Source organism: Streptomyces sp. NPDC048441 (genome assembly GCF_043200235.1).
GTDB lineage: Bacteria > Actinomycetota > Actinomycetes > Streptomycetales > Streptomycetaceae > Streptomyces.
Genome location: NZ_JBICXM010000015.1, coordinates 1 through 16,999, shown reverse-complemented (window position 1 = coordinate 16,999; position 16,999 = coordinate 1). Strand labels below are relative to the sequence as shown.

At 68.2% G+C, this 16,999-nt stretch carries 12 protein-coding genes; 9 read left to right on the top strand and 3 right to left on the bottom strand.

Annotation, left to right across the window (positions count from 1 at the left end):
* Window positions 1–20: 20 nt before the first annotated feature.
* Entirely contained in the window at window positions 21–3,998 is a 3,978-nt protein-coding gene (gene eccCa / locus ACGFSB_RS30620) for a type VII secretion protein EccCa (protein ID WP_393405943.1), read from the bottom strand.
* Between the two features lie 456 nt (window positions 3,999–4,454).
* Between eccCa and eccD the strand changes: the two genes are divergently transcribed.
* The 6 genes from eccD to ACGFSB_RS30590 all read left to right on the top strand — a co-directional run bounded on the left by eccD (window position 4,455) and on the right by ACGFSB_RS30590 (window position 11,831).
* Window positions 4,455–5,978 (top strand): type VII secretion integral membrane protein EccD, encoded by a 1,524-nt coding sequence (eccD, locus tag ACGFSB_RS30615; RefSeq protein ID WP_393406225.1) that lies wholly within the window; start codon window positions 4,455–4,457, stop codon window positions 5,976–5,978.
* A gap of 222 nt (window positions 5,979–6,200) precedes the next feature.
* A complete protein-coding gene (rpsO, locus tag ACGFSB_RS30610; protein ID WP_160507553.1) occupies window positions 6,201–6,488 on the top strand; it encodes a 30S ribosomal protein S15 in 288 nt (95 codons plus the stop codon).
* A gap of 493 nt (window positions 6,489–6,981) precedes the next feature.
* Window positions 6,982–9,198 carry a polyribonucleotide nucleotidyltransferase gene (locus ACGFSB_RS30605; protein ID WP_393405941.1) on the top strand — a complete coding sequence of 739 codons (2,217 nt, stop codon included), beginning with the start codon at window positions 6,982–6,984 and terminating at the stop codon, window positions 9,196–9,198.
* Window positions 9,195–10,574, top strand: coding sequence for a M16 family metallopeptidase (locus ACGFSB_RS30600; RefSeq protein ID WP_393405939.1), 1,380 nt, complete (start codon window positions 9,195–9,197; stop codon window positions 10,572–10,574). The genes ACGFSB_RS30605 and ACGFSB_RS30600 overlap by 4 nt, the downstream gene beginning before the upstream one ends.
* 30 nt (window positions 10,575–10,604) lie before the next feature.
* Window positions 10,605–11,357 carry a 4-hydroxy-tetrahydrodipicolinate reductase gene (dapB, locus tag ACGFSB_RS30595; protein ID WP_393405937.1) on the top strand — a complete coding sequence of 251 codons (753 nt, stop codon included), beginning with the start codon at window positions 10,605–10,607 and terminating at the stop codon, window positions 11,355–11,357.
* 21 nt (window positions 11,358–11,378) lie between these two features.
* A complete protein-coding gene (locus ACGFSB_RS30590; protein ID WP_393405935.1) occupies window positions 11,379–11,831 on the top strand; it encodes a hypothetical protein in 453 nt (150 codons plus the stop codon).
* 30 nt (window positions 11,832–11,861) lie between these two features.
* On the opposite strand, the gene ACGFSB_RS30585 is transcribed toward ACGFSB_RS30590, so the two are convergent.
* Both ACGFSB_RS30585 and ACGFSB_RS30580 read right to left on the bottom strand, forming a co-directional pair.
* Window positions 11,862–12,422 (bottom strand): PH domain-containing protein, encoded by a 561-nt coding sequence (locus ACGFSB_RS30585; protein WP_393405933.1) that lies wholly within the window; start codon window positions 12,420–12,422, stop codon window positions 11,862–11,864.
* 155 nt (window positions 12,423–12,577) lie between these two features.
* Window positions 12,578–12,817 (bottom strand): hypothetical protein, encoded by a 240-nt coding sequence (locus tag ACGFSB_RS30580; protein WP_393405931.1) that lies wholly within the window; start codon window positions 12,815–12,817, stop codon window positions 12,578–12,580.
* Window positions 12,818–13,007: 190 nt separating this feature from the next.
* Between ACGFSB_RS30580 and thyX the strand changes: the two genes are divergently transcribed.
* The 3 genes from thyX (at window position 13,008) to ACGFSB_RS30565 (ending at window position 16,682) form a co-directional block, all read left to right on the top strand.
* Window positions 13,008–13,748: an FAD-dependent thymidylate synthase gene (gene thyX / locus ACGFSB_RS30575; RefSeq protein ID WP_393405929.1), complete on the top strand. Its 741-nt coding sequence runs from the start codon at window positions 13,008–13,010 to the stop codon at window positions 13,746–13,748.
* A gap of 190 nt (window positions 13,749–13,938) precedes the next feature.
* Entirely contained in the window at window positions 13,939–14,838 is a 900-nt protein-coding gene (gene dapA / locus ACGFSB_RS30570) for a 4-hydroxy-tetrahydrodipicolinate synthase (protein ID WP_393405927.1), read from the top strand.
* A gap of 158 nt (window positions 14,839–14,996) precedes the next feature.
* Window positions 14,997–16,682 carry a ribonuclease J gene (locus ACGFSB_RS30565; protein ID WP_383285375.1) on the top strand — a complete coding sequence of 562 codons (1,686 nt, stop codon included), beginning with the start codon at window positions 14,997–14,999 and terminating at the stop codon, window positions 16,680–16,682.
* The last annotated feature ends 317 nt before the right edge of the window (window positions 16,683–16,999 follow it).

Here is a 16,999-nt window from a genome sequence, read left to right as displayed (position 1 = left end):
GGCTTCCGAAGCCGTCACCCTCAGTACTCCCCGGCCATCAACCCCGTCTGCACCAACGGCTTCCCCCGCCGCCGCGACACAAAGGTCCCGCGCCCTGCCGGCATCGGCCGCGGTCGCACCCCTCCGAGCACGTCGCCCTCGCCCGGGTCACCGGCGAGCACCACACCCTGCGCCCCCAGCTCCAGCATCCGCTGCATGAACGGCTCGTACGCCGCCCGGCCCGCGCCCGCCGTCGACCGCGCGATGATGAAGCGGACGCCCACATCGCGGGCGAAGGGAAGCAGCTCGGTGAGCTGTCCCAACGGATTGCCGCTGGAGTTGGACACCAAGTCGTAGTCGTCGACGACCACATACACCGTCGGGCCCCGCCACCAACTGCGCTCGCGGAGCTGCTGAGCGGTGACGTCGGCCGTGGGTGTGCGGCGGTTCATCAGGTCGGCCAGCGCCGCCATGTGGTGGTCCATGGCGTTGGACATGGGGATGTACTCCGCCAAGTGCGAAGCCGGGGTCACGTCGAGGAGGGAGCGGCGGTTGTCGACCACGAAGAGTTTGCAGTCGTCGCCGCTGAAGCGCTCCGTGAGGCGGGTGATCAGCAGCCGCAGCAGGTTCGACTTGCCCGACTCGCTCTCGCCGAAGACGACGAAGAACGGGTCCTGCTCGAAGTCCACGAAGACCGGTTCGAGGTTGGTCTCGTCGAGGGCGAAGGACACACCTCGCTTCGGGAAGACGTTGCCCGGCGGGAGCTGTTCGGAGGGGAGCTCCCTCGGCAGCAGGCGGACCTGCGGTGCGCCCGGCTCCGTCCAGTGGCGGGACACCTCGGCGGTCAGGATGGCCGTGGCATCGGCGAGGTCCGTGTCGGACGACAGGCCGTCGATGCGCGGGACCGCCGCCATGAAGTGCTGTTTCTGCGGGGACTGGCCCCGGCCGGGCACCCCTGCGGGGACATTGGCGGCGACCTTGCGGTCGAACTCCGAATCCATGGTGTCGCCCAGGCGTAGCTCGAGGCGGTTCATGAGGTGGTCCTTGAGGTTCGCGCGGACCTCCATCGACCTCGATGCGGTGAGGATCAGGTGGACGCCGTAGCCGAGGCCGCGCGCCGCGATGTCCAGGACGGCGGGTTCCAGGCCCTCGTAGTCCGAGCGGAAGTTGCCCCATCCGTCGATGATCAGGAAGACGTCGCCCCACGGCTGGTCGCCCACCGTGATGTCACCGCGTGCCCTGCGTGCCCGGAAGTCGGCGACGGATGGGATGCCTGACGTCCGGAAATACTCCTCGCGGCGCGTCATCACGCCGTACACCTCGGCGACCGTACGCCGCACCCGCTCGGGGTCGAGACGTGAGGCGACCCCGCCGACATGGGGGAGCCCGGCCACGGATGCCATTCCGCCGCCGCCGAAGTCCAGTCCGTAGAGCTGCACCTCGTACGGAGTGTGAGTGAGGGCGAAGGACGCCATCAGCGAGCGCACCAAGGTCGACTTGCCGGACTGTGGGCCACCGACGATCTGCATGTGGCCCGCCGCTCCCGAGAAGTCGCACCGCAGTGCGTCACGGCGCTGCTCGTACGGCTTGTCGACCAGGCCGAGGGGGACGACGAGCCGCCCCGCTCCCGCGTATTCCGGCTGAGTGAGCCCGCGCCCCTGCACGGCAGCCAGCCCCGGAAGCAGCTGGTCCAGCGACGGTGGGCTGTCCAGCGGCGGCAGCCACACCTGGTGGGCCGCCGGGCCCTGTGCCTCCAGGCGGCGCACGATGACGTCGAGAACGGTGTCGGCGAGTGCGTCGTCCGTGTCCGCCCCGGACCGGGTGCGCGGATCCGGCACCGGCGCTGCGGCATAGCGCACAGGGACCTCCGCCGCCGTGAACAGCACCGGACGGCGGTCCACAGGGCGCGGCCCGCCCAGCGCCGCCGCGGCCTGCTCCGATCCCGAGCGGTACACCCCGGAGACGTACGCCGCCTTGAAGCGCACCATCTCGTCCGTGCCGTACTTCAGATATCCGGAGCCGGGCACGTTCGGCAACTGGTAGGCGTCCGGCACACCGAGCGCCGCGCGCGACTCCGCCGCGGAGAACGTACGCAGACCGACGCGGTACGAGAGATACGTCTCCAGGCCGCGCAGTCGGCCCTCCTCCAGGCGCTGCGACGCGAGGAGCAGATGCACGCCGAGCGAGCGGCCGATGCGGCCGATCTGCACGAACATCTCGATGAAGTCGGGCTTGGAGGTGAGGAGTTCGCTGAACTCGTCGATGACCAGGACCAGGGACGGGATCGGCTGGAGCGGGGCTCCGGCCGCGCGGGCCTTCTCGTAGTCGTGGATGTTGGCGTAGTTGCCCGAGTCACGCAGCAGCTCCTGGCGGCGGTTGAGCTCGCCGCGGATGGAGTCGCCCATGCGGTCGACGAGCGTCAGGTCGTCCGCCAAGTTGGTGATCACGGCGGCGACATGCGGCATCTGCGCCATGCCCGCGAAGGTCGCACCGCCCTTGAAGTCGGCGAGCACGAAGTTCAGGCTCTCGGAGGAGTGGGTGACGGCGAGGCCGAGGACCAGAGTGCGCAGCAGCTCCGACTTGCCGGAACCGGTGGCTCCCACGCACAGCCCGTGCGGGCCCATGCCCTCCTGCGCCGCTTCCTTGAGGTCCAGCATCACGGGACGGCCGTCCTCGCCGACACCGATCGGCACGCGCAGCCGCTCCGCCTGTGCGCGCGGGCGCCATGTCCGGGCCGTGTCGACCGAGTCCGCGTCCCCCAGGCTCAGCAGATCCGTGAACTCGAGGTTGGCCAGGAGCGGTTCGTCGTCGTCCCCGCCCGATGCCACTCGTAGGGGGGCCAGTTGCCGGGCCAGCGCCTCGGCGGCTTCGTAGGAGAGGAGGTCGGGCGTGCCCTCGTACACCAGGCCGTGTCCGGATTCGATGCGCAGCGACTTCGGCTGTACGACGACGGACAACCCGCCCCGTCCGCCGCTCAGTTCCCCCGGCACGACCTCCACGACCGTCACGCCTTGCAGCCCCTCGGGGGAGGCGAGGACCGACATGGGAGGCAGTGACAGGCCATCGAGTACGACGACGATGTGCGGCTCGTCCGGTACATGGGCCCCACCGGGGTGAAAGCGGGGGCGACCCTGCAGCCGGGCGGAGAGCATCGCCTCGAGCTCCATCGGGTCACCGGTGATCAGGCGGCGGCTGCCCGCACCGTCCGCGGTGCCTTCCGTCTGGCAGTGCGGCAGCCACTTGGACCACTCCCAGTCCGGGGCGGAGGACCGTCCCGCCGCGACCGCGATGACCAGGTCCTGAGGGGAGTGGAGCGAAGAGAGAGAGCCGGTCAGCGCGCGGGCCGCTGCCCGCACAGTGCTGGGGTCACCGCTGACCGTCACGTGGTAGAAGGCCCGTAGGGAGACCGCCATCGGCAGGTCCTCCAGCGTGCTGTGCGCGGACAGGAAGCGCTGCATCGCACCCGCCGTGAGCGGTTCCAGTTCGTCCACCGGCGCGGTCTGCGGCGGGACGAGCGGCGTGGCGAGTGTCTGCGGGCCGAGTCCGACGCGCACCTGCCCGAAGTCCTCGTCCCCCGTGCGGCGTTCCCAGACCCGGCTGCCCTCGGCGACCAGGGCCCACAGCTGCTCGGGGGAGGGGTGGAGGTAGTACTGCGCGTCGCGCTGGGCCCTCGCGGTGTCCAGGGCCTGCCGCCGGGTCTGCTTCAGGTACCGGAGGTAGTCGCGCCGCATGTCTGACAACTGACCTTGCGTCCCACGCCGGTAGCGGATCAGCATCGCGACGGACATGGCCACCGTCGACACGACCATCACCATGCCCATGATCTTCATGAACGGATGCGAATTGGGCATGAAGAAGAACACCACGGAGCCGCCCATGCCCAGCATGGGAAGGAGCTGCATCATCGCGCCCTCCTGCTGACCGCGCGGCAGCTCGGGCGGAGGTTGCAGGACGATTTCTTCAGTGGGCACCTGGGACGGCAGAGCCCGAGGCGGGCGCTTGACGACGATGTGGCTCACTACGCACCAATTCCCCTACAGGGCCGAGGTGTTCCGTCCGCCACCCCGTTTCCAGGCGGACGCAGGCCGCTGCGTGATCCTACTGATACTGATGGTGACCGGCCGACGGTAGGGTGCCGAGGTGGGCGTGAGCACCTGCTATTCCGGCCGAAGGGGCGTCCGGGCAACTGGGCGATGAATCCGGGCATTTAGCGGTATGTGGTGAGGGTCGGCCCCAAGAACCAGCCAGCCGGACCCGATTGTGCCGCGACACGCCGTGCGTTGCGGGACAGTCGGCGGACACGCCGAGAACGCAACACGAGCATCACTGATGACATCGCCATCAGGACCAGCAGCGTTGAGCGGGACCAGCAGCGTTGAGCGGGACCAGCAGCATTGAGCGGGACCAGCAGCATTGAGCGGGACCAGCAGCATTGAGCAGGACCACCAGCATTGAGGGGGAGCAGCAAGGTGAGCATGACGGCCTCCACGACGGCCACCGGATCGGGCCGACCCGGCCAGGGAACGCCTCCAGGGCCAACCCCCTCCGGGACCGGCACGGGATTCGGCTTCTGCCGGGTCACCATCGTCGCGCCCGACAGCCGGATCGACGTGGCGCTGCCCGATGACATCCCGGTCGCCGACATATACCCGGAGATCCTGCGCCTCTCCCGGCAGAGCCCTGCCGAAGGCGCTCCCGTCGGCTACCACCTCGTACGTCGTGACGGCGCTGTCCTCGACAGCGCCCGCTCCTTCGCGGCACAGCGCATCCTCGACGGTGAGCTCCTCACCCTGCGCCCGTTCTCGGAATCGCTGCCGCCCGCCGTCTTCGACGACGTGTCCGAGGCCGTCGCCTCCGCGGTGACCCGTGACCGCACGCTGTGGAACGGCGACCTGACGCGGGTGGCGGGCCTTTTCGGCGGCGCCGTTCTGCCGGCCCTCATCGCTTTCGTGGCGTGGACCGCAGAGCCCCGCCACGACATGAACAGCCTCCCGGGCATCCTCGCGGCCGTCACGGGGCTGTTGCTGCTCACCCTCGCCTGCGTGCGGGCGCGGATCTATGACGACCGGGGCTCGGCTGTCGCACTCGGCCTCGGCGCCCTGCCGAACGTGGCGGTGGCCGGCTCCGGACTGTTGCCCCTGACCGAGGGCGAGGGCATCGGCAGGCTCCAGTTCCTGCTCGCCTGCACGGCCGTGCTCATCGCCTCGGTGATCCTCACCCTGGTGTCGCCACGCGGGGACGGTCCGTTCGTCGCCTTCGTCTTTGCCTCCGCCGTCGGCCTGCTCACTGTCTTCATCGCGACGCTCAGGAACCTGGAGCCGATCGAGACCGCGGCGCTGTGCGCACCGCTGGCCGTGGGGGCCCTCGCGTTCCTGCCGGGTCTTTCCATGCGGTTCGCGCGTCTCCCCATCGGTTTCGAGTCCCCGCACGCCGCGCGCGGTGAGTACGGCGCGGAGCCCGAGCCGCAGCAACCGATCGACGCCGACCGCATCGCCGCCCAGGCCCGCCGCGGTCACGAACTCCTCGTCGGCCTGGTGGGCGGCTGCGCGCTGGTGTCCGTAGGGGCCGCCGCCGTACTCGGCTTCTCCGACGACGTATGGGGGCAGCTGCTGGCCTTCGCCACCGGCGTCGCGATGCTGATGCGCGCCCAGCTCTTCCGCTATACGGCACAGGTCGCCGCCACCCTGGCCGCGGGCCTGGGGGTGCTGGTGCTGCTCGGGCTCGGCCTCTGCATCAACCCGCCTCGCGAGCTGATGGACGATGCCCTGCTCGGCGACAGTGCGGCTCTCAATGTCCGTACGCTGTGGCTGGTCGCCGCGATCGCTGCCGCCACCGCGCTGGTCACCGCCGTAGGCCTGATCACGCCGCGCCGGGGAGTCACTCCCTTCTGGGGCCGTTTCGTGGAGATCGCGGAGGGCTTCGTGCTCTTGACGCTGGTCCCGCTGACCTTGGCGGTCTTCGACGTCTACGCTGCCGCTCGCGCGATGACCGGCAGCTGAACCGGCTGAAACGGCCCGCGGTAAGCCCTCCACAAGCCGACTGGTACCCTGTGTAACGGCCGTATGTGTACGCGCCCCCGGATCCCCTCGATCGAGAAGCTGATCGAGGATCGAGGACCTGGAGGCAGCGCCCAGCGGACCTCGCCTCCCGAGTTACGGAAGCTCCCCTGAGACTTAGACCAGGGGCACTCGGTGGCCACGTAAAGACTACGAGGAGTAAGCGTGTCGCTCGACGCCGCTACGAAGAAGCAGATCATGACCGAGTTCGGCCAGAAGGAGGGCGACACCGGCTCCCCCGAGGTCCAGGTCGCCATGCTCTCGCGCCGCATCTCGGACCTGACCGAGCACCTGAAGACGCACAAGCACGACCACCACTCCCGTCGTGGTCTGCTGATCCTGGTCGGTCAGCGTCGCCGTCTGCTGCAGTACCTGGCCAAGAAGGACATCAAGCGCTTCCGTGCGCTGGTGGACCGTCTGGGCATCCGTCGCGGTGCGGCGGGCGCGAAGTAAGACATCGTGAAGGGGGCGGTTCCCACGCAAGAGGGGGCCGCTCCCTTTGCTGTATGCAAGTTGCAGTATGCAAGCGTGCCGTACGTCATGTACGCCTGATGTAGGCACGCTCTACATGCGAAGTGTCACCGGCTCTTTGTAGTCTGGTCGCACAACGTCATAGACAACGTCATACGCACACTCCATACCGGACTGGGCAGAATCGGACTGCACAGTCCACAGACGTAACGGCGTCGCACATGGCGACGAGACGACGTCACACCGTACGAGGAGAAGCGCACCTCAAGGAAAGCCGCCGCCGGTCCTCGGTAGTGGCGCCCGGGGTACAGGGAGAGCTTGAAGCGTCGAGGAGAACTCGAACATCGAGCAATCGAGTACCGCCCGGGTGCTTCGATCGAAGACCGGCCCGCACCAGCAGGAGCGCTTCTCCGCCACCGTCCCCGTGCCACACGGGCCAGGGGACGAAAGACGACAAGTAACGGAGAAAACGCTAGTGGAGAACGAGACCCACTACGCCGAGGCTGTTATCGACAACGGCACTTTCGGCACCCGCACCATCCGCTTCGAGACGGGCCGCCTGGCCAAGCAGGCCGCAGGCTCCGCCGTCGCGTACCTGGACGACGACACCATGGTGCTGTCGGCCACCACCGCTTCCAAGCGGCCCAAGGACCAGCTCGACTTCTTCCCCCTGACGGTGGACGTCGAGGAGCGGCAGTACGCCGCCGGCAAGATCCCCGGTTCGTTCTTCCGTCGTGAGGGTCGCCCCTCCGAGGACGCGATCCTCACCTGCCGCCTGATCGACCGCCCGCTGCGTCCTTCTTTCAAGAAGGGCCTGCGTAACGAGATCCAGATCGTCGAGACGATCATGGCGCTCAACCCCGACCACCTGTACGACGTGGTCGCGATCAACGCCGCCTCCTGCTCCACGCAGCTGGCCGGCCTGCCCTTCTCGGGCCCGATCGGCGGCACGCGCGTGGCGCTCATCAAGGGCCAGTGGGTCGCCTTCCCGACGCACACCGAGCTCGAGGACGCCGTCTTCGACATGGTCGTCGCCGGTCGCGTCCTCGAGGACGGCGACGTCGCGATCATGATGGTCGAGGCCGAGGCCACCGAGAAGACCATCCAGCTCGTCGCGGACGGCGCCGAGGCTCCCACCGAGGAGATCGTCGCCGCCGGTCTGGAAGCCGCGAAGCCCTTCATCAAGGCGCTCTGCAAGGCCCAGTCGGACCTCGCCGCCAAGGCTGCCAAGCCCACCGGCGAGTTCCCGGTCTTCCTGGACTACCAGGACGACGTCCTCGAGGCCCTCACCGCCGCCGTGAAGTCGGAGCTCTCCCAGGCCCTGACCATCGCCGGCAAGCAGGAGCGCGAGGCCGAGCTCGACCGCATCAAGGAGATCGCCTCCGAGAAGCTGCTCCCGCAGTTCGAGGGCCGCGAGAAGGAGATCTCCGGTGCCTACCGCGCGCTGACCAAGAAGCTGGTCCGCGAGCGCGTCATCAAGGACAAGGTCCGCATCGACGGCCGTGGCGTCACGGACATCCGTACGCTCGCCGCCGAGGTCGAGGCCATCCCGCGCGTGCACGGTTCGGCGCTGTTCGAGCGTGGCGAGACCCAGATCCTGGGCGTCACCACCCTCAACATGCTCCGCATGGAGCAGCAGCTCGACACCCTTTCGCCGGTGACGCGCAAGCGCTACATGCACAACTACAACTTCCCGCCGTACTCGGTCGGCGAGACCGGCCGCGTCGGTTCGCCGAAGCGCCGCGAGATCGGCCACGGCGCGCTCGCCGAGCGCGCGATCGTGCCCGTGCTGCCCTCGCGCGAGGACTTCCCGTACGCGATCCGTCAGGTCTCCGAGGCCCTCGGTTCGAACGGCTCGACGTCAATGGGCTCGGTCTGTGCCTCCACGATGTCGCTGCTCAACGCCGGTGTGCCGCTGAAGGCCGCCGTCGCCGGTATCGCCATGGGTCTGATCTCCGAGGAGATCGACGGCAAGACGCACTACGTCGCCCTCACCGACATCCTCGGTGCGGAGGACGCGTTCGGTGACATGGACTTCAAGGTCGCCGGTACGAAGCAGTTCGTGACCGCGCTCCAGCTCGACACCAAGCTCGACGGCATCCCCGCCTCGGTCCTGGCCGCCGCGCTGAAGCAGGCCCGTGACGCGCGTCTGCACATCCTGGACGTCATGAACGAGGCGATCGACGTTCCGGACGAGATGTCCCCGAACGCGCCGCGCATCATCACGGTCAAGATCCCGGTGGACAAGATCGGTGAGGTCATCGGCCCGAAGGGCAAGATGATCAACCAGATCCAGGAGGACACCGGCGCCGACATCACGATCGAGGACGACGGCACCATCTACATCGGTGCCCAGCAGGGCTCGCAGGCCGAGGCCGCGCGCGCCACGATCAACGGCATCGCCAACCCGACCATGCCGGAGGTCGGCGAGCGCTACCTGGGTACGGTCGTCAAGACCACCACCTTCGGTGCGTTCGTGTCCCTGATGCCGGGCAAGGACGGTCTGCTGCACATCTCGCAGATCCGTAAGCTCGCCGGCGGCAAGCGCGTGGAGAACGTCGAAGACGTTGTCGGCGTGGGCCAGAAGGTCCAGGTCGAGATCGCCGAGATCGACTCCCGCGGCAAGCTCTCCCTCATCCCCGTAGTCGAGGGTGAAGAGGGCGACGACACGAAGGACGACACCGACAAGTGACGTCGCGTAGCACCACGACGACGGCCCGCCCCTCTTCGGAGGGGCGGGCCGTCGCCCGTACCCAAACCCTCCTCAAGGGCAAGGACGGCATCGGCACGGTCCGCCGTACGACGCTGCCGGGCGGCCTCCGGGTCGTCACCGAAACCCTGCCGTCCGTACGCTCCGCGACCTTCGGGATCTGGGCGAACGTCGGCTCCCGCGACGAGACCCCGTCCCTGAACGGCGCCACGCACTACTTGGAACACCTGCTCTTCAAGGGCACCAAGAAGCGCAGCGCCCTCGACATCTCGGCCGCGCTCGACGCGGTCGGCGGCGAGATGAACGCCTTCACGGCGAAGGAGTACACGTGCTATTACGCACGCGTGCTCGACACCGACCTGCCGCTCGCCATCGACGTCGTCTGCGACATGCTGACGGGCTCCCTGATCCTCCAGGAGGACGTCGACGCCGAGCGCGGCGTCATCCTCGAAGAGATCGCGATGACCGAGGACGACCCGGGCGACTGCGTGCACGACCTGTTCGCGCACACGATGCTCGGCGACACCCCCCTCGGCCGTCCCGTCCTCGGCACGATCGACACGGTCAACGCCCTGGACGCCGACCGGATCCGCCGCTTCTACAAGAAGCACTACGACCCCACGCGCCTGGTCGTCGCCGCCGCGGGCAACGTCGACCACAACAAGGTCGTACGCCAGGTCCGCGCCGCCTTCGAGAAGGCGGGCGCCCTCCAGCGCACCGACGCGACGCCGGTCATCCCGCGCCAGGGCTCCCGCGCCCTGCGCACATCGGGCCGCGTCGAGGTCGTCAACCGCAAGACCGAGCAGGCCCACGTCATTCTCGGTATGCCGGGCCTGGCCCGCACGGACGAGCGCCGCTGGGCCATGGGCGTCCTGAACACCGCGCTCGGCGGCGGCATGTCGTCGCGCCTCTTCCAGGAGGTCCGCGAGAAGCGCGGCCTGGCCTACAGCGTGTACTCGTACACGTCGGGCTTCGCCGACACCGGCCTCTTCGGCGTGTACGCGGGCTGCCGTCCGAGCCAGGTGCACGACGTACTGAAGATCTGCCGCGACGAACTCGACCAGGTCGCGCAGAACGGCCTGAGCGACGACGAGATCGGCCGCGCCATCGGCCAGCTCGCGGGCTCCACCGTCCTAGGCCTCGAGGACACCGGTGCGCTGATGAACCGCATCGGCAAGAGCGAGCTGTGCTGGGGCGAGCAGATGTCGGTCGACGACATGCTGGCCAAGATCGCGGCGGTCACCCCGGACGAGGTCCGCGAGGTCGCCCGTGACGTCCTCGGCCACCGTCCGTCGCTCGCGGCGATCGGCCCGCTGAAGGACAAGCAGGCCGCCCGTCTGCACGACGCGGTCTCCTAACTCCCTCAACTCCCTCAAGGAATCAGGCACATGAGCAAGCTGCGCGTGGCGGTCATCGGGGCGAAGGGCCGGATCGGCTCAGAGGCCGTCCGAGCCGTCGAAGCCGCCGACGACCTGGAACTGGTCGCCGCGCTGAGCCGGGGCGACAAGCTGGACACGCTGGTGGAAGCCGGTGCCCAGGTCGTGGTTGAACTGACCAGCCCCGATTCGGTGATGGGCAATCTGGACTTCTGCGTACGGCACGGCATCCACGCCGTGGTCGGTACGACGGGCTGGACCTACGACCGCATCGCGCAGCTGGAGACCTCACTGGCCGCATCACCCGAGACGGGCGTCCTGATCGCCCCGAACTTCTCCATCGGCGCGGTCCTCACCATGAAGTTCGCGCAGATCGCGGCGCCGTACTTCGAGTCCGTCGAGGTCGTCGAGCTGCACCACCCGAACAAGGCGGACGCACCCAGCGGCACCGCCACGCGCACCGCTCAACTCATCGCCGAGGCGCGCAGGGAGGCGGGCAGCGCCCCGCAGCCCGACGCCACGACGACGGCCCTGGACGGCGCCCGTGGCGCGGATGTGGACGGCGTTCCCGTGCACTCGGTGCGCCTGCGCGGCCTCCTGGCCCACCAGGAGGTGCTGCTCGGCGGCGAGGGCGAGACCCTGACCGTCCGGCACGACTCGCTGCACCACAGCAGCTTCATGCCGGGCATCCTGCTCGGCGTACGCCGTGTGGTGAGCACTCCGGGGCTGACGTTCGGCCTGGAACACTTCCTGGACCTGAACTGACACGGGGCTGAACCGACCGTCATGCGAGCAAAGATCACTTACGCCGTCACGGCTGCCGTCCTGGTCGTCTACTTCGTCCTGGTCGGCAGCCGAGGCGTGCTCCTGATACAGCACGGCACGGTGCTCACCGTCACCTTCGGTGTCGCGGTGCTCATCCTGCCGTTCATCGGCATCTGGTTCCTCTGGAAGAACACCCAGTTCGTCCAGCGCGCCAACCGCCTCGCCGCCGAGCTCGAAGCCGAAGGCGGCCTGCCCGTCGACGAGTTGAGGCGCACGCCCGGCGGCCGTATCGACCGCGACTCGGCCGACGAGGTCTTCGCACGGCGCAAGGCCGAGACCGAGGACGCACCGGACGACTGGCGCTGCTGGTTCCGCCTCGCCGTCGCCTATCACGACGCCCGGGACACCCCGCGCGCGCGAAAGGCGATGCAGCGCGCGATCGCCCTGCGCGCGGGCCGGCCGGTGAACGTCTAGCTCCGCTGCGGTTCAGGCGGTTCAGGCGGTTCAGGCGGTGCGGCGGTACTCGTCGGCCCACACCTCGATGGAGTCGGCCGCTCGATTGAAGGCCTCGTACCGCGCCAGGAAGTCGGCATTACGGTCGGTGAGCAACGGCTGCTGCCCATCTGCCCGCTGATCCCGTCGTACGAGGACGAGTGCCTGCCCCTGCACGGTGCGGGGCAGACCCAGCCACCGCACGGGCTGCTGCGTCGTACGCACCGTCACGACCTGCGCCCACGGCACGGTCTGCGTCGTCAGGAAGGCCACACGACGCAGCCCGTGCGCGCTCACCCAGGTGCCCATCCGAAGCAGCCGCAGGGCGCTCACGATGATGACCACAGCGAGCGCCGCGCAGACGGCGGCACCTGCCAGTGAGTCCGCGAACGCGATGATCACGGCGGCGACGAGGACGAACGAGGCGAGCAGCAGAAGCAGCGCGGCCGCCCCCACCCGCCATGGTCCTGGCCGATAGGGCCGCCGCCAGTGGTCGCGGTCGTCGAACGGCAGCGGAGCGTCGTCCGCTGCCTCGTCAAAGGCGCGGTCCGCCGTCAGGAAGGGCAGGGGCACGACTGATCCTCACTCAATCCACGCATGGGCTGTGCCCGGTGAGGCTACCGAGCCCTGCTGCCGCCTACCACCCTTGGGGGGCCATGGGGGTACCTCCCACGCCTTTAGGGCAGTGGGGGAGAGTCAGGGGCACTGTTGGTCGTACGAGGCTGACGCTAGCGATCGTCAGAGGCCTCGGACTGCTGCGTATGCCCGGTTGACTGATCGGGCGACAAGGCAGGCATCCCGAACAGCAGGGACCCCGCGAGCCCGGCGGCCACGACGAGGCCGACCAGGGTGCGGCCCACGACCTGCGAGGCCGAAGGGCGCTCGCGGGGCGGGGGAGTGACATTGCTGCGGAACTTGTCGGCTTCGGCGATGAAGGCGAACGGGACGGGCTCGCGCCGACGGAACATGGGGTGCGGTTCTCCTCACACGAATCGAACGAAACTCTGTTGCCTAGACAGACGCTCGAAACGCCCAAATGGTGCCCTGTTTCACCAAATTCGTCGAAGATTGTCATGACGAGCCACCGAACAGCCGATTGTCAGTGCCGGGCCATAGAGTGGGCGCCGCCCGAGTGATGCACATGGAAGGACCCCGCCAGTGAGCGAGACCCCCACCGAAGACCTCAAGCCCAGCTTCCGCAGCGAGGTCACCGTCGAGTTGGTGAAGCATGCCGCGACCGACTCCGACGTCCTGTGGGCCGCCCGTGTCTCCACCGCCGGGGAGCAGTCCCTGGAGGAGCTCACCAAGGACCCCGAGCGCTCCAAGGGCTTGATCAACTACCTGATGCGGGACCGCCACGGCAGCCCCTTCGAGCACAACTCGATGACGTTCTTCATCAGCGCCCCGATCTTCGTCTTCCGCGAGTTCATGCGGCACCGCGTGGGCTGGTCGTACAACGAAGAATCGGGCCGCTACAGGGAGCTCCAGCCCACGTTCTACGTCCCGGACGAGTCCCGCAAGCTGGTCCAGCAGGGCCGCCCCGGGAAGTACGTCTTCGTGGAGGGCACCCAGGCCCAGCAGGAGCTCACAGGCCGCGTCATGGAGGACTCGTACCGCCAGGCGTACGAGGCCTATCAGGAGATGCTCGCCGCGGGCGTCGCCCGCGAAGTCGCCCGCGCGGTCCTTCCGGTCGGCCTCTTCTCGTCGATGTACGCGACGTGCAACGCCCGTTCGCTGATGCACTTCCTCGGCCTGCGTACGCAGCACGAGCTCGCCAAGGTCCCGTCCTTCCCGCAGCGGGAGATCGAGATGGTGGGCGAGAAGATGGAGGAGCACTGGGCCAGGCTCATGCCCCTCACGCACGCGGCCTTCAACGGCAACGGACGTGTGGCTCCGTAAGGCACTGATGTACGGGTGGGCCGAGCGAGGTGTCCGTATTGCGGCATTTAGCGAAGTTCATCTAGCCTGATCAAACGGACCCGGCACTGCTTGAACCCCCGAGCAGGCAGTGCCGGGCTCCTCACTTGTCAGGTCCGCACACATCCCCCGAGGGGGGACCCCGCGCTGAGCAGCGAGTAGCGTGTTACCCATGGCTCCGACCTCCACTCCGCAGACCCCCTTCGGCAGGGTCCTCACCGCTATGGTCACGCCCTTCACGGCGGACGGCGCACTCGACCTCGATGGCGCGCAGCGGCTCGCCGCCCACCTGGTGGACGCAGGCAACGACGGCCTCGTCATCAACGGCACCACTGGCGAGTCCCCGACCACCAGCAACGCGGAGAAAGCCGAGCTCGTACGAGCCGTAGTGGAAGCAGTCGGAGACCGCGCCCACGTCGTCGCGGGCGTCGGCACGAACGACACCCGCCACAGCATCGAGCTCGCCCGCGACGCCGAGCGCGTCGGAGCCGATGGCCTCCTGACGGTCACGCCGTACTACAACAAGCCCCCGCAAGAGGGCCTGCTCCGGCACTTCACCGCGATCGCGGACAGCACCGGGCTGCCGGTCATGCTCTACGACATCCCCGGCCGCAGCGGCGTACCGATCAACACCGAGACGATCGTCCGTCTCGCCCAGCACCCCCGGATCGTCGCCAACAAGGACGCCAAGGGCGACCTCGGCCGCGCCAGCTGGGCCATCGCCCGCTCCGGCCTCGCCTGGTACTCCGGCGACGACATGCTGAACCTCCCGCTGCTCTCCGTCGGAGCCTGCGGCTTCGTCTCCGTCGTGAGCCACGTCGTCACCCCGGAGCTGCGGGCGATGCTCGACGCGTACGTCACGGGCGACGTACAGAAGGCCACCGAGATCCACCAGAAGCTGCTCCCTGTCTTCACGGGCATGTTCCGTACGCAGGGTGTGATCACCACCAAGGCGGCGCTCACCCTCCAGGGCCGCCCCGCGGGACCGCTGCGGCTGCCCCTGGTCGAGCTTTCGCCCGACGAGACGGCCCAGCTCAAGATCGATCTCGCGGCCGGCGGGGTACAGCTCTAACCACAGACTTCACACCAGACTTCAGACCAGACTTCACAACTGAATACGCGAAACCGCAGGACACGGTCCTGCACCCACACCAAACAACTGCTACTGCACGAACGTCATGCGCGCCACGTGCCCTGGAGGTACGTGGCGCGTGTGGTGAGGAGAGTCTTTTGAGTCATCCGCATCCTGAACTCGGCGCCCCGCCGAAGCTCCCGAAGGGCGGCCTGCGGGTCACCCCGCTGGGCGGCCTCGGTGAGATCGGCCGCAACATGACCGTCTTCGAGTACAACGGTCGTCTGCTGATCGTCGACTGCGGAGTGCTCTTCCCCGAGGAGGAGCAGCCCGGAATCGACCTGATCCTGCCGGACTTCACGTCCATCAGGGACCGCCTCGACGACATCGACGGCATCGTGCTCACGCACGGCCACGAGGACCACATCGGCGGTGTCCCCTACCTTCTCCGCGAGAAGCCGGACATCCCGCTGATCGGCTCCAAGCTGACCCTCGCGCTCATCGAGGCGAAGCTCCAGGAGCACCGCATCCGTCCGTACACGCTCGAGGTCGTCGAGGGCGACCGCGAGCGCCTGGGCCCGTTCGACTGCGAGTTCATCGCGGTCAACCACTCCATCCCGGACGCCCTGGCCGTCGCCGTCCGCACCCCTGCGGGCATGGTCGTCGCCACCGGCGACTTCAAGATGGACCAGCTGCCGATGGACGGCCGCCTCACCGACCTGCACGCGTTCGCGCGGCTGAGCGAGGAGGGCATCGACCTCCTTCTCTCCGACTCGACGAACGCCGAGGTCCCGGGCTTCGTCCCGCCGGAGCGCGACATCTCGAACGTGATCCGGGGCGTCTTCGCCGGCGCCCAGAAGCGGATCATCGTCGCGAGCTTCGCCAGCCACGTCCACCGCATCCAGCAGATCCTGGACGCGGCCCACGAGTACGGCCGCAGGGTCGCCTTCGTAGGCCGCTCGATGGTCCGCAACATGGGTATCGCGAGGGACCTGGGCTATCTGAAGGTCCCGCCGGGCCTAGTGGTCGACGTCAAGACGCTCGACGACCTGCCCGACAGCCAGGTCGTGCTCGTCTGCACGGGCTCGCAGGGCGAACCGATGGCCGCCCTCTCCCGGATGGCCAACCGTGACCACCAGATCCGCATCGTCCAGGGCGACACGGTGATCCTGGCGTCGTCGCTCATCCCCGGCAACGAGAACGCGGTCTACCGCGTGATCAACGGCCTGACCCGCTGGGGCGCGAACGTCGTCCATAAGGGCAACGCAAAGGTGCACGTCTCCGGCCACGCGTCGGCGGGCGAGCTCCTGTACTTCTACAACATCTGCAAGCCCAAGAACCTGATGCCGGTCCACGGTGAATGGCGCCACCTGCGCGCCAACGCCGAGCTCGGTGCCCTCACCGGCATCCCGCACGACCGCATCGTGATTGCCGAGGACGGCGTCGTCGTCGACCTCGTCGAGGGCAAGGCGAAGATCGTCGGCAAGGTCCAGGCGGGATACGTGTATGTCGACGGCCTCTCGGTCGGCGACGTCACGGAGTCCTCCCTCAAGGACCGCAGGATCCTCGGGGACGAGGGCATCATCTCGGTCTTCGTGGTGGTGGACTCCAGCACCGGCAAGTTCACCGGAGGCCCGCACATCCATGCCCGCGGCTCCGGCATCGATGACTCGGCCTTCGCGGCCGTCATGCCGAGGGTCCAAGAGGTCCTCGAGAAGTCGGCCCAGGACGGCGTCGTGGAGCCCCACCAGCTGCAGCAACTCATCCGCCGCACGCTGGGCAAGTGGGTCTCGGACAACTACCGCCGACGCCCGATGATCCTTCCCGTGGTCGTCGAGGTCTGACCCGACACCGCGCGAACTCGGAGCGGGGCGCCTCGATTTGCATCGGGGCGCCCCGCTCCAGTACGTTTACGTCTCCGCCTGAACGGGAAGCCCCCGGCACTCACGTGCTCGGAGCAACCCCGAACGGGGCGGGGAATTCCGACTCAGAATCTCTGATAAAGTCGGACTCGCCGGAAAGGGAAACGCGAAAGCCGAAAGGCCGGAGCGGGAACCGGAAAGGCGCCGAGGAAATCGGACACGAAAGAGTCTGATAGAGTCGGAAACGCAAGAACGAAACACAGAAACACAGTACAAAAGAAACACCGAAGGGAAGCGCC

Bases quoted from the DNA above. Each gene is read 5' to 3' on its own strand.
- ACGFSB_RS30590 (WP_393405935.1), top strand. From the start codon at position 11,379: ATGCGAGCAAAGATCACTTACGCCGTCACGGCTGCCGTCCTGGTCGTC.
- dapB (WP_393405937.1), top strand. From the start codon at position 10,605: ATGAGCAAGCTGCGCGTGGCGGTCATCGGGGCGAAGGGCCGGATCGGC.
- ACGFSB_RS30580 (WP_393405931.1), bottom strand. From the start codon at position 12,817: ATGTTCCGTCGGCGCGAGCCCGTCCCGTTCGCCTTCATCGCCGAAGCC.
- dapA (WP_393405927.1), top strand. From the start codon at position 13,939: ATGGCTCCGACCTCCACTCCGCAGACCCCCTTCGGCAGGGTCCTCACC.
- eccD (WP_393406225.1), top strand. From the start codon at position 4,455: ATGACGGCCTCCACGACGGCCACCGGATCGGGCCGACCCGGCCAGGGA.